Here is a 14,235-nt window from a genome sequence, read left to right on the forward strand (position 1 = left end):
CACAAGGATCACCCCATGCCATTTTCCGACTACAAAACCGCACTGGTCACCGGCGCCTCATCGGGCATCGGTGCCGCCGTTGTGGAGCGTCTGTGCCAGGAAGGCGTGCAGGTGCATGCCCTGGCCCGCAGTGCCGACAAGTTGCAGGCACTGGCGGCAAAGACCGGCTGCATTCCCCACGCCATCGACGTGACCGATATTGCCGGCCTGACTCGGTTGTTCGCCGAAAACACCTTCGACATCCTGGTCAATAACGCCGGTGTCGATAAACCCGGCTCCTTGCTCAAGGCCGATGCCGACGGTATCGACCTGCTGATCGACGTCAACCTTCGCGCGGTGTTGCACCTGGCGCGCCTGGCGTTGCCGGGGATGGTCGAGCGCGACTGCGGGCACATCATCAATATCAGCTCGATTGCAGCGGCCTACAACTTTGGCGGCAACTCTACCTACCACGCGACCAAGGCCGCGGTGAGCATGCTCTCGCGTCAATTGCGCATTGATGCCTTCGGCAAGCGCGTGCGGGTTACCGAGATCTGCCCAGGCCGAGTGGCCACGGACATCTTTGCCCATGTGCATGGCGACTCCGAGGAGACCTACAAACGCTTCGTCGAAGGTTTTGAATTGCCCCAGGCCGAAGACATCGCCAACGCCATTGCCTTCGCGATTGCCGCGCCGATTGCCGTCAACGTCGGGCATATGGAAATCACCCCCACCCTGCAAGTGCCGGGCGGGCTTTCTACCGCGCGACCTCAGGATTATCAGGGCTGAAACCAGCCCTCTAAAACAGAACGGATCGATCCGTCATTGCTGCACCGCGCCACGGCCACGCCGGGTGACTTTGATTTCTGCCCTAGCCCAATGCCGATAGGGATTGACCATGAAGCAAGACTTCGATTTGGCCGCGATTCTGCAAGGCGAGTATGCCGAGCTGATCGTCAAGGGCATCGAAATGACCTTGCAGCTGGCGTTGTTCGCCTGGCTGCTGGCGATATTGCTGGCGCTGACGCTGGTTACGGTGCGCCTGACCGGCAACAAGCTGGCCGACCGTCTGGTGGCGGGGTACGTGTCCTACCACCGCAACGTGCCGACCCTGGTGCAACTGATGCTGTGGTACTTCGGCGTGCCCACGTTGCTCAGCGAGTCCGCGCAACTGTGGCTGGCCAACCACAACACCGAATACCTGTTTTCGGTGATCGCCCTGGGCTTGTGCCAGGCCGCGTATTTCTGTGAAGACATGCGCAGCGGCCTGCGCGCCATTCCGGCCGGGCAGACCGAAGCGTCCAGAGCCCTGGGACTGGGCTACGTGCGCTCAATGCGCTACGTGATCCTGCCTCAGGGGGTGCGCAACTGCCTTCCGTCCTTGATCAACCACACCGTGTTGTTGTTCAAGAACACCAGCCTGGCCATGGCGATTGGCGTGATGGAGCTGACTTACGCCAGCCGCGAAGTGGAGAACTATACGTTCCGCACCTTCGAGTCGTACCTGGTGGCCACGGTGTTCTACCTGGTGTTTTCACTGCTGCTGATGGGCGCCGGGGCGTTGCTCGCTCGGCACTTCAGCAAAGCCATGGCGAGGTAGATGGCGATGTTCGATATCGTTGAAATCCTGCAGAACAACTGGACGTTGTTCCTCATCGGTCAATACCCCCACGGCCCATTGGGTGGCCTGGCGAGCACTCTGATCCTGGCCGCGCTGGCATTGCTGTTGGCGTTCCCGTTCGGCTTGCTGCTGGCGCTGGCGCGGGTATCGCCGTGGAAAGGTTTGTACTGGGTCGCCACGGTGTGGGTCTACGTGCTGCGCGGTATTCCGTTGCTGATGGTGATCTTTTGGACGTACTTCCTGGTGCCGTTGCTGATCGGCCATAACATCACCGGCTTCATGACCATGCTCTGCACCTTGGTGATCTACCAGAGCGCCTACCTGTGCGAAATCATTCGCGGCGGCATCCAGGCCTTGCCGAGTGGGCAATACGAAGCGTCCCGCGCCCTCGGCCTGGGCTACGTGCGCACCACGCTCTGGGTGATCCTGCCCCAGGCACTGTACAACGCGTTGCCGAGCCTGATCAGCCAGTTCATCTCGATCATCAAGGAGACCTCACTGGGCTACGTGATCAACGTGCAGGAGGTGACGTTTGCCGCCAACCAAGTCAACAACCAACTGCTGACCAAGCCGTTCCAGGTGTTTTTCATCCTGGCGATCATCTACTACCTGCTGTGTTTCGGCCTGACCCGCCTGGCCGGTTATGTGGAACAGCGCATTGCGCGCAAGCGCCTGGGCGACGGAGGGCAAACCCTGCCTGGCCAACCGTTGCTGGCCACCGATAATTGAAGAGGGCTGCGCTCATGCATCCAATGATCATGTTTTCGAAAATCAATAAATGGTACGGCGAGTACCAGGCGCTCACTGACATCACGGCCGAAGTGCAACCCGGCGAAGTGGTGGTGCTGTGCGGCCCTTCGGGGTCGGGCAAATCCACCTTGATTCGCACGGTCAATCGCTTGGAAGACATCCAGGCCGGCCAGATCCTGTTCGACGGCCAGGACGTTCACGGCACCGACGCGCAGATCAACCGCCTGCGTAGCCGCGTGGGGTTTGTGTTCCAGAGCTTCAACCTGTTCCCGCACCTGTCGGTGCTGGAAAACATCACCCTGGCCCCCAACAAACTGCGCAACCTCAAGGGCGCGGCGGCCAAGCAAAAAGCCATGGAACTGCTCGACCGTGTCGGCCTGGCCCACAAGGCCGGTGCTTACCCGGCGCAGTTGTCCGGCGGGCAACAGCAACGCGTGGCAATCGCCCGCGCACTGGCGATGGAGCCGCCGGTGATGCTATTCGACGAGCCCACCAGTGCCCTCGACCCGGAAATGGTCGGCGAAGTGCTGAGCGTGATGAAGGGCTTGGCCAAGGACGGCATGACCATGATGTGCGTGACCCACGAGATGAATTTCGCCCGCGAAGTGGCCGACACCATCTGGTTTATGGATGCGGGGCAGATTCTGGAAAAGAGCAGCCCCGAGGCCTTCTTCACCCAGCCCTCGCACCCGCGAGCGCAACGTTTCATCGCCGACCTGCGGGCCCATTGAGCTGCGGCGGTTTTGCTCCCTCTGCCATTTTGCTGGTCCAACTTTCTGGAGATTTCCCATGGGTATGAAGCATCTGTTTACTGCGCTGGCGTTGGGGCCACTGGCAATCGCGGTCGCACAGGCCGACCAACTGAGCGACATCATGGCCAAGCAATCCTTGAGCTGTGGGGTGTACGCCGACGTCCCGCCATTTTCCGCACCGGACCCGAAAACCCGCGAGCTGGTCGGCATGGACGTCGACCTCTGCAAAGCCCTGGCCAAGACACTCGGCGTAGCCCTGGAACTCAAGCCACTGTCGGTTGAAGCGCGTATTCCTGAAGTGAAAATGGGCCGTGTCGATGTGATCTTCGCCAACCTGGCCTACACCAAGACCCGCGCCGACCAGATCCAGTTCAGCGACCCTTACTACATCGCCAAGGAAACCCTGGTGGTGCGCGCGGCGAATGCCGACCAGCCGAAAAGCTTCTTCAAGGACAAGCGCATCAGCTCCACCAAGGGCTCGACCTCCGAACAGTCGATCCGCCTTGCTGGCGCCACCCCGGTGACCTTCCAGGACACTGGCTCGGCCTACATGGCCCTGCAACAGAACAAGGTCGTGGGCCTGGTGACCAACACCATGACCGCCCTCAAGCTGGTCAATCAGGCCAAGGCCGGTGGTGTGGAACTGGCGATTGCCAACGAACCGATGGCCCTGGAGCCGATTGGTGCCGGTATGCGCCGCGACGAGCCCGCGTTTTTGGCCAAGGTCAATGAGTCGCTGATGGCGATGGAAAAGGCCGGGGAGATCGACGCGATCTGGGAGCGCTGGATCGGCCCGAACACCGAGTACAAGATGGTGCGCGAGGACAAGGTGCAGCCTTTGAGCGCGTTGAAGTTCGAGCCGTTGCCTTAAGGGTAATCGGTCACAAAAAAGCCCGCCGTGTGTGATGCACGGCGGGCTTTTTTACTGGGTGCTCCAGACAGGGTTCAGATCCTCATCAATCATCCAGTGCGGCTGGCCAGGTGTGATACGCACGCCGCCGACCCAGCGCTCATGCGTTGCATGGTCGGGCCAATAGGCTCGGCCATGGAGCACGTCCTGCCCCAAGGGGGTCAGCGCCAACATGCGTTGCGGCCATGGTTTTTGCGGGTCTGTCTCGGTCAGCAACGGCTTGTCGCCATCGATCAATGGCCGCAACAGCACCTGAAACATCATGTCCCCCATGGACGGCAGCGGGTCGCGCTTGGCCATCAATTCGGCGAACACGCGACCGAACGGCAACGGCCCAGCTTCGGCGAGGTAGGTGAGGGACAGGCGCTCGGTCAGCGACAGACCATCGTGTGTTCCCGGCAATTCCTGCAACTGGCGCAACAGCGCCGGGGCAAGCAAGGGCAGGGCGGGATGTTTGCCGTGGGCCAACGCTGCCCATGCGATGGGTGAACTGTCGCAATAGGCTACCCAGGCCCGTTTGGCCAGTTGCACGGCCTCGTCGCCGATCAGTCTGCGCTGCGGCCAGAGCCAGGCGAGCACGTCCGGCGCTAGTTGGCCGATGCCGATAAAGCGCTCGACGCCGGGAATGCGGTCCACCTCGATCAGCTCCAGTTTGCCCGGTGCTTGTTCAAGACCGGCCAAGGCGCGGATCAGGAACAACTGGTCATAGGCATCTGCCTCACACCACAACACGCTGTGTTCGGCGCTGGCCAGGGTTTCGAGGTGGTTGTATTCATCGTCGACGCGGCGCGCTGCATCCGTCTCATTGATGGCAAAGGCTTGGCTGATAAAGGCACTGCGCATCGCACGAAATGCCGGGCTGGGCAGATCACGCACCGGACCCATGCACAGCGGGTCGCTGAGCATGTGGAACCGGCCCTTGAACCCCGCCACCTGCAGGCTATGGGCGATGTCATTGCCGCAGCGCCAGTGGGTGGTGCGCGCTTCATCGCTGGCTGCAAAGTCGGGATGGCGGGCGGCGAAGTCAATGGCGTCGATATGGGCCTTGAGCTTGGGCCAACTGCTGAAACCCAGTTGTTTGGCCACCTGCCATTGGGCCTGGGACAGTGTGGCAGCCGGGTCTTGGCTTTTCAGGTGCCGCAACAGTTCCTTGGCGCGCTTGCGCTGCTGCTCAAGGTTGAGACGGCCATCGGTGTTGGAAGATAGGGGGCGTTGCGACATACGATCTCCTTGCACAGACCTTTTCCGCTTTAAGGTTGGGAGTCGTAGAAATGAGGTGAAGCTTGAGTGTCTTGGGCGCTGCCCTTTCCGCGGAAGGTGGCGTAGAGAGCGCCAGGCGGGAAATATAGGCAGTGTGGCGCTCGATTGCAAATCAGGTATGCGCCCCCGATAGGGTTTAAGAATCGTCTTAAAGTCATGCGCTCCCGCTGACGGTTACCGTGTGCACCGTTGAATGATCGACGTTGCTGCCCAACTGTCAGGGTTACCCTATGTCCACTAAAACGCTCCGCCTCTTGATTGCCGATGCTGACCTTCAGCAGCGGATCAGGATTGAGAAGATGCTCAACCTGATGGGCTATCACCGCATTGCGCCTTTGAGCTCGTTCGATGAGTTGCGGGTGCTGACGCGTTCGGGAGGCGTGGCATTCGACCTGTTGATCATCAACAGCGCATTGGTGAGTTCGCCGCAGGAGAACCTGCTGGAGTACTGCCACGCCAACCCGTTGATTCGCCACACGCTGATTTACGATGGGCAATGCACACCGCATGTGCTGGTAGCGGGCAATCAGCCGACCTTGCACCTCTCAGTGCCGCACTTGCCGGACTTTATCGCGCTGCAGCATTGCATGGGGATCGTCGATCCTGCCCCTCGCATACGCGTGGGTAAGCGGCCGACCTTGCGCGTTGCTGACAGCCCCAATCCAGCATCGGCGCGCTTCCAGGGTGACCCGGCCTTGGTGGCGTGCGCAGTGGGGCTGTCGCCCAGGCGTTGAGGGGGTCAGGGGTTACTTGTCTTTGCGTGCATCCATGGTTTTCTGATGCTCGGCCAGGAACGGCTGCTCCGCCGGATCAAAGCGATCAATGCCGGCCGTAAAACGATGCCAGTACGGATACAACGGTTGGCGCCGTGTCACCGCTTCGATACGCGAGGACTGTTCGTCGGTGAGTTTCAGTTCGGTGGCCGCGAGGTTGTCGCGCAGATGCGCTTCAGTGCGGGCGCCGACGATCAGCGAGGTAATCCCCGGACGATCCTTGAGCCACGCCAGGCAGGTACGCGCCACCGACACGCCGTGTTCATCACCCACGGTGGCGAGGGTTTCGATGATGTCCAGCGCACGCTCCTGGTCATGGACGTAGGGTTCCGGCCAGTCGCTGCCCTGGCGGGTATTGGCCGGCGGTTTTTGCCCACGGCGCGTGGAGCCGGTTAGCAGGCCTTCGCCCATTGGCCCCCACACCAGGGTGCCGACGTTCTGATCCAGGGCCAACGGTAGCAACTCGTACTCGGCCTCGCGGGATTCCGGGGTGTAGTAGATCTGTTGGGTGATCGGCTTGAGCATGCCGTGCAGTTCGGCCTTGCCCAGGGTTTTCATCATCTGCCAGGCGGTGAAGTTGCTGGTGCCGAAGTAACGGATTTTCCCCGAGCCCACCAACAGCCGCAGGGCTTCGAGGGTTTCCTCGATGGGCGTCATGCCGTCCCAGTTGTGCAATTGGTAGAGATCGATGTGGTCGGTACCGAGGCGCTTCAAGCTGGCTTCGCAGGCGCGAATCAGGTGGTAGCGCGAGGAGCCGGAGTTGTTCGGGTTGCTGTCTACCGGGCTGCGGCCCTTGGTGGCCAGCAGGATATCGTTGCGTTTGTCACCCAGGGCCTTGCCGACCACTTCTTCGGCCAGACCGTGGGAATAGAGGTCGGCGGTGTCGACCATATTGACCCCGGCATCGAATGCGATATCGAACATGCGCTTGGCTTGGGGCACGTCCACCGATCCGCATTTTTCAAACTCGGCGCGACCGCCAAAGGGCACGGTGCCGAGGATGATTTCGGATACCAGCAGGCCCGAATGGCCCAGTTGTCGGTATTGCATGTCGTCTCCTACTTAACGTTGAACCTGAGTTTCTGAACAACGTGGGTGGCGATAGTTTGAATTTTTTCATGAAAACTTCCTGCGCCTGCTTCACCATTGCGCCCAACAGGTTTTAAGAGGAATACCGCGTCCATGAGCGCCCTGATAGAAACCCGCGCCCTCACGCGTATCGACGAGCGTCGCCAGGTGGCTTTGCTGCAACCCACGGATTTCACCTTGAAGCGCGCCGACCGTGTCTCCATCACCGGCTCATCGGGCTCTGGAAAAAGCGTCTTCCTGCGTGCGCTGGCTTTGCTCGATACGCCGAGTTCCGGGCAAGTGCTGTGGAATAACCAGCCGATCGTCAACGCGCAGATCCCCCATTACCGCAGCCATATCAGCTACCTGTCTCAACGCCCGGCGTTGCTCGAAGGCACGGTGGAGGACAACCTCAGGTTCCCGTTCAGTCTCAAGACGCTCCACCAACGCCGCTTTGACCAGGACGTGGTGACGACCTTGTTGGGGCATGCCGGCAAGGCGGCGGATTTTTTGACCAAGAACGCGTTGGACCTGTCGGGCGGTGAGTCCCAGGTGGTCTCGCTGATCCGCACACTGCAACTGAACCCCGAAGTGCTGTTGCTCGACGAGCCAACCGCCGCCCTCGACCCTGCGTCATCCCGTGACGTGGAAGCGCTGATCGACGCCTGGTTCGCCGGTAACAAGTCCCGCGCCTATATCTGGGTATCCCACGATCTGGATCAGGCACAGCGCATGAGTGACATCCACTTGCACATGAGTGCCGGTGTCCTCAGCGGAGCGGCCCAACCATGAATTATCAAAACCTCACTGCCCTGGACATGGGCATTGCCGCGTCGCTGATCCTGGTCAACGGCGCGCTGTCGTTGCTGCTGCGCCTGGGCCTTGGACGCCAGTTGTTATGGGCGGCGGTGCGCACCGTGGTGCAACTGCTGGCCATCGGTTACCTGCTGGGCTGGGTGTTTGAATTCGCCTATTGGTACGTGGTGCTGCCGCTGATGTGCGCCATGACCCTGATCGCCGGGCTTTCGGCGGCGGGGCGCGGGCGGCGTACGTATCGGGGGCAGCGGGTCGACAGCATTCTGTCGGTATGGGGCAGTTCGTGGCTGGTGACGGCGGTGGGCTTGTTTGCGGTGATCCGCATTCACCCATGGTACGAGCCGCAATACGCGATCCCGATCCTTGGCATGATCCTCGGCAACACCTTGACCGGCGTGTCCTTAGGGATTGAGCGCATGACCCAGGAACTTACCTCGGGCCGCAACACCATCGAAATGATCCTGGCCCTGGGCGGCTCACGCTGGGAAGCCGCCCAGGAAGCCATTCGCCAGGCCGTGCGCGCCGGGATGATCCCCACGCTGAACCAGATGACCGTGGTCGGCATCGTCAGTCTGCCCGGCATGATGACCGGCCAAGTGCTGGCCGGAGAGAGCCCTGTGGACGCGGTGCGGTATCAAATCGTGATCATGTTCTTGATCGCCGCGTCATCGGCGTTGGGCACGGTAGGGGCGGTGTTGCTTACCTATCGGCGGTTGTTTTCGGTGAGCCACCGCTTTTTGCGCGAGCGACTGGAAGAGCGCTGACAAACCAGCCCCTGTGGGAGCCAGCTTGCCGGCGATGGCGGTCGATCAGGCAACCTCAGGTTATCTGGCCCACCGCTTCAATCCACCTCCGCCACACCAAAATCGAGCACCACCTTCATCGCCTGGGTCTTGTCCGCTGCCAGTTCAAACGCCTGCACGGCTTGTTCGAACGGCACCGTATGGGAGATCACCGGCCGTACATCAATGACCTGGCGATTGAGCAAGTCCACCGCCTGGGCAAACTCACTGTGGAAGCGGAAGGTGCCGCGCAGGTCGATCTCGCGGCTGACCAGCAGGTTCAGCGGCAGCGACACTTCACCGCCCAACCCGACAGTGACCAGCACGCCGCGCGGGGCGATGCAGTCCAGGCCGTTGCGCAGGGCTTGGGCACTGCCGGAGACTTCGAACATCACCTCGAAGTAACCCTTCTCGGCGGTGTAGCGTTTGAGCGCATCGATGCCGTCGGCGATGTTATGGGTGCGCGTGGCGCCCATTTTTTCCGCACAGGCCAGTGCGCTGGCGGACAGGTCCACAGCGACGATTTCAGCGGCGCCGGCGGCGCGCAGGCTGCCGATCAGCAGGTTGCCGATGGGGCCGCAACCGGTCACCAGTACGCGCTTGCCGAACACCGCGCCAGCCCGTTGGATCGCATGCAACCCGACCGACAACGGCTCGGCCAGCGCACCTTCGGCGAGGCTGACGTGATCGGCCAGCACATGTGCCTGATGCGTCTCGATCACCAGGCTCTGGCGAAACGCGCCCTGGATATGCGGAAAGGGCATCGCGCTGCCGTAGAAGCGCATGTTCAGGCAATGGTTGGGCAGGCCTTCATGGCAATAGCGGCAAGCGCCGCACGGGCGTGACGGCGATACGGCAATGCGCTGGCCGACCTTGAACAGGCCGGCGTCCGAGCCCACGGCGTCGATCACTGCCGATACTTCATGGCCGAGCACCATCGGCTCGCGCAGGCGCACAGTGCCGAAGCCGCCGTGCTGGTAATAGTGCAAGTCCGAGCCGCAGATACCGCCGCGGGCGATGCGTACACGCAGTTGCTCGGCCCCCAGAGCAGGGGGTTCGTCCTGGGGGCTCACCCGCAGGTCTTTTGAGGCGTGGCAGACAATGGCGTGCATAAGGTTCTCCAGGGTTACAGCGACGCGGTGATGCCACCGTCGACATACAGGATATGACCGTTGACGAAACTTGCGGCGTCGCTGGCCAGAAACACCGCTGCACCGGCCAACTCGGCGACGTCGCCCCAGCGGCGGCTCGGTGTGCGCTGCACCAGCCAGTCGCTGAATTCGGGGTTGGCCACCAGGTTGGCGTTCAACTCGGTTTTGAAGTAACCGGGGCCGATACCGTTGACCGTCAGCCCGTGCGGGCCCCAGTCGATGGCCATGCCCTTGGTCAACATCTTCAACGCGCCTTTACTCGCCGCATACGGCGCGATGCCCGGGCGGCCCAATTCACTTTGCACCGAACAGATATTGATGATGCGCCCCCGTTTGCGCGGAATCATCGCCCGCGCCACGGCCTGACCCACCAGGAAGGCGCTGTCGAGGTTGGTGCTGATCAGTTCGCGCCAGTGCTGCTCGCTGTAGTCTTCCAGCGGCCCACGGCGTTGCATACCGGCGTTGTTCACCAGGATGTCCAAGGGGCCGAAGCGTTCCTCGATCGTTGCCACCCCGTCCTGGATTGCTGCGCTGTCGGTCACGTCGAAGGCCTGGGTGTGCACCTCCAGGCCTTCGAGGGTCAGCAGGGCGGCGGCGTCACGCAATGTGCTGCGGTTACGCCCGTTGAGCACCACCCGTGCGCCCGCTTGGGCCAGGCCACGGGCGATGGCCAGGCCGATACCGGCACTGGAACCGGTGACCAGCGCCAGCCGGCCGTCGAGGCGAAAGGTGTCTAGAACGCTTTGCATGGGCATATTTCTCCGCGCGCGCTTGTGATAATCAAAACGCTGTCTGATGGGCTTAACTTCACCTCGGTGTAGGGCGCAGGTCCAATGTTCATTTATGATCGGCTGATCAATATCCGTGATAACCAGGAGGGCTGGATGGAACTCAAGCACTTGCGCGCCTTTGTGGTACTGGCCCAGGAGCTGCATTTCGGCCGGGCGGCGGGGCAGTTGTCGATTGTGCAACCGGCGCTGAGCATGCAGATCAAGCAACTCGAAAGTGGCTTGGGCGTACGCCTGCTGGACCGCAATCGGCACTCGGTGACGTTGACCGATGCCGGTCGGGTGTTCCTGCCGGAAGCCCAGGCGACCCTGCACCAGGCCGCGCGTGCGGCGGAGGCGGCGCGGGCCTCCAACCGGGGGGAAATCGGCCGAGTGCGGCTGGGCTTTGTGTCGTCGGTATTGCCGCAACTGTTGCCCGAGTTGATCCGCGCGGTGCATCAGCGCTACCCGCGTATCGAGCTGGAACTCAAGGACATGCCCGGCCCCGATCAAGCCGCCGCGTTGAAGCATGGCCGCCTCGATTTCGGCTTGATGCGCCTGCCCGCCGCCTACCCCGGTGTGCAGACCCGTGTGGTGTTGCGCGAGCCGTTCTGTGTGGCCTTGCCGATGGATCATCCGTTGGCCGCACAGGATTCGATCCAGCCCAGCGATCTGCTCGACGTGCCGGTGTACATCCTCGCGCGGCGCTATGCGCCGGGGTTCTACGACGAATTTATCCAGGCCGTGGGCATCCCGCTGCAGATCGCGTCCGAGCTGGGCGAGTTCACCACCATGCTCGCGCTGGTCTGTGCCGGGTTGGGCGTCGGCGTTTTGCCGCAGCAGGCTGCGCGGGCGTTGCCAGCCAACTGCGTGTCGCGGCCGCTGGTATTGGGAGCGTTTCAGGCCAGCACGGGGTTGGCTTGGACCGAGTTGGACAGCGCAGTGAAGACCACGCTGTTTACGCTGATCGTTGAACTGTTTGGCGAGTGATTGTTTCACCCGGTGAAATGCTGGATTGTAAAACCTGGTGATTCCATTGATCGACGCAGCGGTAGAACATCTCAGGTGTCGGAACCCCCACCTTTTGGAGCCTTACATGTCCCAGCCTGCGATCAAACTCTATGGTTTTCCACTGTCCGGCCATTCCCATCGGGCCGAGCTGATGCTGTCCCTGCTGGGGCTGCCCACCGAATTCATCCTGGTGGACCTCAAGCAAGGCGCCCATAAATCCGCTGATTTCACGGCGACGATCAATCGCTTCGGCCAGGTGCCGGCGATTGACGATAACGGCACGGTGCTGGCGGACTCCAACGCGATCCTGGTCTACCTCGCCACGAAATACGGCAACGGCCACTGGCTGCCAAGCGACCCGGTGGGGCAGGCGCGTGTACAGCGTTGGTTGTCGGCGGCTGCCGGGCAGCTGCATGCCGGGCCCGCGACTGCACGGTTGGCCACGGTATTTGGCGCCGACGTGGACGCGGCGGCCGCCATCAGTCGCGCCCATGCCTTGTTGGAACTGGTGGAACAGCAACTGAGCGAAACCCGCTTCCTGGCTGGCGAGCAGCCGAGCATTGCAGATATCGCGTTCTACACCTACGTGGCCCATGCGCCGGAAGGTAATGTTTCGCTGGTCGACTACCCTAAGGTGCGCGCCTGGCTTGCCAGTATTGAGGCCCTGCCAGGTTTTGTGGGCATGCCGCGTACGGCGGTAGGTTTGCAATCACAGTAACCTTCCTGAGGCGCATCGATGGACCGATTTCACGAAATGCAGGTGTTCCTGGCGGTGGCCGAGGAGGAGGGTTTCGCTGCCGCCGCGCGCCGCCTGAACACCTCGCCGCCCAGCGTGACCCGCGCCATCGCGGCCATGGAACAACGCATCGGCACCCAGCTGCTGGCGCGCACTACGCGCAGCTTGCACCTGACCGAAGCCGGCCAGCGTTACCTCGCAGATTGCCGGCGCATCCTCGCCGAGTTGGACGAAGCCGAAGAAGCGGCGGCGGGCAGTTATTCGATCCCCTGCGGCCACCTTACGGTGACCGCACCGGTGCTGTTTGGCGAGCTGTTTGTGGCGCCGGTGCTGGGTGACTATCTCGACCGCTTTCCCCAGGTGAACATCAATGCCTTGCTGGTGGATCGGGTGGTCAACATGGTCGACGAAGGGATTGATGTGGCTGTGCGTATCGGCCATCTGCATGAACCGGGGCAACAGGCGATCAAGGTGGGCGAGGTGCGCCGTGTGGTGTGCGCGTCGCCTGGTTATCTCGACCAGCACGGTCGCCCGCTGCACCCCGAGCAATTGCGTGCAGCGCAAATCATCGGCCTATCCTCCAGCCATTTGGTCAGTGAGTGGGCGTTTGTCGACGCCGGCCAGCCGCTGACGGTACCCATCGAACCACGCTTGGTGGTCTCGGCGAACAACGCGGCGATTAACCTGGCGCGCCTGGGGTGGGGCATGACCCGTGTGCTGTCGTATCAAGTCGCGGCAGCGGTGGCGGCCGATGAACTGGAGATTGTGCTGGAGGCTTTTGAACCGGCGCCGCTGCCGATCCAGGTGGTGTTCCAGAGCAGCGGGCGTGTGCCGGCCAAGGTCAGTACGTTTGTGGATTTTCTCAGCCAGCGCCTGGGCCAGGACGCCGCGCTCCAACGGCACGGCTGATGGAGCGCTTTCGCGATATGCAACTGTTCGCCGCCATGGCCGGGCAACCGAGCCTGGCATCGGCGGCGCGCCGTGCGTGCGTCTCCGGCCCGACCTTGGTACGTGCCATTGCGCGGTTGGAAGCACGCCTGCACCTGACGTTGCTGCAACGCAGCACCCAAGGCGTGAGCCTTACGGACGCCGGCAGCGCCTACCTGGCCGACTGCCTGCAACTGCTGGCCAGCGTGGACGCCGCCGAAGCCTCGGCCAAGGGCGCGCATGTGCAGGCTCAGGGCAATCTGCGGGTGTTCTTGCCGCTGTTGTTCAGCCGTTACCTGATGGCGCCGGTGTTGGCCGACTATCTGGAGCGTTACCCCGACATGCGCGTAGTGGCGCGTTATCACGACTATGACCCCAACCTGCATGAGGAGGGCCTGGACGTGGCGATCCTGTTGGGCGAGCTGCCCAGCTCGTCACTGATCGCGCGGCCGCTCGGGTGGGTGCGGCAACTCCTTTGCGCCAGCCCCGATTATCTCGCCACCCACGGCGAGCCCCGGCACCCGAGCGAGCTCAAGCAGCATCGGCTGATCGCCAGTGCCGAGCACGTGCATTGGGATTTTCCAGGCTATTTGCTCAAGGCGCGTGCGCGGTTGAGTTGCTCCACGGTACAAGGCGCAATCAATGCCGCGGTGCAGGGGGCGGGCGTGGTGCGTTGCCTGAGCTACCCGCTGCACGGGCCGTTGGGCAGCGGGCAATTGCGCCGGATCTTGCCGGCCTATGAAGGGCCGCCGCTGCCAGTCAATGTGGTGTATCGCGAGGGCCGCAACGCGCCGATGCGTGTGCGCAGTTTTGTCGACCATTGCGTGGCGGCGTTGCGGGAACACCCAGCATTTCAGTTGGCGTAACAGTGGATTGTCTGGGGTGGTTATTCCCTCTGTTGGCGGGCAGGGCGCAGCATCGCAGCATCTAAC

16 protein-coding genes are annotated in these 14,235 nt (G+C 62.2%); 12 read left to right on the forward strand and 4 right to left on the reverse strand.

What is annotated here, in order from left to right; translation table 11 throughout:
- The first annotated feature begins 15 nt into the window (after positions 1 to 15).
- The 5 genes from ACVWXD_RS05840 (at position 16) to ACVWXD_RS05860 (ending at position 3,973) form a co-directional block, all read left to right on the forward strand.
- Positions 16 to 768 carry an SDR family oxidoreductase gene (locus ACVWXD_RS05840; RefSeq protein ID WP_032887269.1) on the forward strand — a complete coding sequence of 251 codons (753 nt, stop codon included), beginning with the start codon at positions 16 to 18 and terminating at the stop codon, positions 766 to 768.
- Positions 769 to 877: 109 nt separating this feature from the next.
- The gene (locus ACVWXD_RS05845) at positions 878 to 1,579 is read left to right on the forward strand and encodes an amino acid ABC transporter permease (RefSeq protein ID WP_457370774.1); all 702 of its coding nucleotides are present in this window, start codon (positions 878 to 880) and stop codon (positions 1,577 to 1,579) included.
- A 6-nt stretch (positions 1,580 to 1,585) separates the two neighbouring features.
- Complete coding sequence (locus tag ACVWXD_RS05850; protein WP_032887299.1) at positions 1,586 to 2,329, forward strand: amino acid ABC transporter permease; 744 nt, start codon at positions 1,586 to 1,588, stop codon at positions 2,327 to 2,329.
- A 23-nt stretch (positions 2,330 to 2,352) separates the two neighbouring features.
- On the forward strand, positions 2,353 to 3,081 hold the full coding sequence (locus ACVWXD_RS05855) for an amino acid ABC transporter ATP-binding protein (protein ID WP_177434288.1): 729 nt from the start codon (positions 2,353 to 2,355) through the stop codon (positions 3,079 to 3,081).
- Between the two features lie 58 nt (positions 3,082 to 3,139).
- Positions 3,140 to 3,973 (forward strand): ABC transporter substrate-binding protein, encoded by an 834-nt coding sequence (locus ACVWXD_RS05860; RefSeq protein WP_457370775.1) that lies wholly within the window; start codon positions 3,140 to 3,142, stop codon positions 3,971 to 3,973.
- A 51-nt stretch (positions 3,974 to 4,024) separates the two neighbouring features.
- On the opposite strand, the gene ACVWXD_RS05865 is transcribed toward ACVWXD_RS05860, so the two are convergent.
- The gene (locus ACVWXD_RS05865) at positions 4,025 to 5,233 is read right to left on the reverse strand and encodes a DUF1835 domain-containing protein (RefSeq protein WP_457370776.1); all 1,209 of its coding nucleotides are present in this window, start codon (positions 5,231 to 5,233) and stop codon (positions 4,025 to 4,027) included.
- 269 nt (positions 5,234 to 5,502) lie between these two features.
- Here ACVWXD_RS05865 and ACVWXD_RS05870 point away from each other — a divergent pair, with 269 nt between their 5' ends.
- The gene (locus ACVWXD_RS05870; protein WP_032887274.1) at positions 5,503 to 6,006 is read left to right on the forward strand and encodes an ANTAR domain-containing protein; all 504 of its coding nucleotides are present in this window, start codon (positions 5,503 to 5,505) and stop codon (positions 6,004 to 6,006) included.
- Between the two features lie 12 nt (positions 6,007 to 6,018).
- Here ACVWXD_RS05870 and ACVWXD_RS05875 read toward each other — a convergent pair whose 3' ends face one another.
- On the reverse strand, positions 6,019 to 7,095 hold the full coding sequence (locus ACVWXD_RS05875; RefSeq protein ID WP_181644343.1) for an aldo/keto reductase: 1,077 nt from the start codon (positions 7,093 to 7,095) through the stop codon (positions 6,019 to 6,021).
- A gap of 132 nt (positions 7,096 to 7,227) precedes the next feature.
- Here ACVWXD_RS05875 and ACVWXD_RS05880 point away from each other — a divergent pair, with 132 nt between their 5' ends.
- Positions 7,228 to 7,905, forward strand: coding sequence for an ABC transporter ATP-binding protein (locus ACVWXD_RS05880; protein WP_181644344.1), 678 nt, complete (start codon positions 7,228 to 7,230; stop codon positions 7,903 to 7,905).
- Positions 7,902 to 8,693 carry an ABC transporter permease gene (locus ACVWXD_RS05885; RefSeq protein WP_099600917.1) on the forward strand — a complete coding sequence of 264 codons (792 nt, stop codon included), beginning with the start codon at positions 7,902 to 7,904 and terminating at the stop codon, positions 8,691 to 8,693. The genes ACVWXD_RS05880 and ACVWXD_RS05885 overlap by 4 nt, the downstream gene beginning before the upstream one ends.
- A gap of 77 nt (positions 8,694 to 8,770) precedes the next feature.
- Here the strand turns inward: ACVWXD_RS05885 and ACVWXD_RS05890 are convergent, their stop codons facing one another.
- Positions 8,771 to 9,823, reverse strand: coding sequence for an L-idonate 5-dehydrogenase (locus tag ACVWXD_RS05890; RefSeq protein WP_457370777.1), 1,053 nt, complete (start codon positions 9,821 to 9,823; stop codon positions 8,771 to 8,773).
- Between the two features lie 14 nt (positions 9,824 to 9,837).
- The gene (locus ACVWXD_RS05895; protein WP_032887279.1) at positions 9,838 to 10,611 is read right to left on the reverse strand and encodes a glucose 1-dehydrogenase; all 774 of its coding nucleotides are present in this window, start codon (positions 10,609 to 10,611) and stop codon (positions 9,838 to 9,840) included.
- A 135-nt stretch (positions 10,612 to 10,746) separates the two neighbouring features.
- On the opposite strand from ACVWXD_RS05895, the gene ACVWXD_RS05900 reads away from it, so the two are divergent.
- The 4 genes from ACVWXD_RS05900 to ACVWXD_RS05915 all read left to right on the forward strand — a co-directional run bounded on the left by ACVWXD_RS05900 (position 10,747) and on the right by ACVWXD_RS05915 (position 14,169).
- Positions 10,747 to 11,619, forward strand: coding sequence for a LysR family transcriptional regulator (locus tag ACVWXD_RS05900; protein WP_181644357.1), 873 nt, complete (start codon positions 10,747 to 10,749; stop codon positions 11,617 to 11,619).
- 106 nt (positions 11,620 to 11,725) lie between these two features.
- Positions 11,726 to 12,358 carry a glutathione S-transferase family protein gene (locus ACVWXD_RS05905; protein ID WP_095185638.1) on the forward strand — a complete coding sequence of 211 codons (633 nt, stop codon included), beginning with the start codon at positions 11,726 to 11,728 and terminating at the stop codon, positions 12,356 to 12,358.
- A gap of 18 nt (positions 12,359 to 12,376) precedes the next feature.
- Positions 12,377 to 13,285: a LysR family transcriptional regulator gene (locus tag ACVWXD_RS05910; RefSeq protein WP_260368166.1), complete on the forward strand. Its 909-nt coding sequence runs from the start codon at positions 12,377 to 12,379 to the stop codon at positions 13,283 to 13,285.
- The gene (locus tag ACVWXD_RS05915) at positions 13,285 to 14,169 is read left to right on the forward strand and encodes a LysR family transcriptional regulator (protein ID WP_260368167.1); all 885 of its coding nucleotides are present in this window, start codon (positions 13,285 to 13,287) and stop codon (positions 14,167 to 14,169) included. Before ACVWXD_RS05910 ends, ACVWXD_RS05915 begins: the two co-directional genes overlap by 1 nt.
- Positions 14,170 to 14,235 lie beyond the last annotated feature (66 nt).

This window comes from Pseudomonas sp. TE3911, assembly GCF_054062775.1.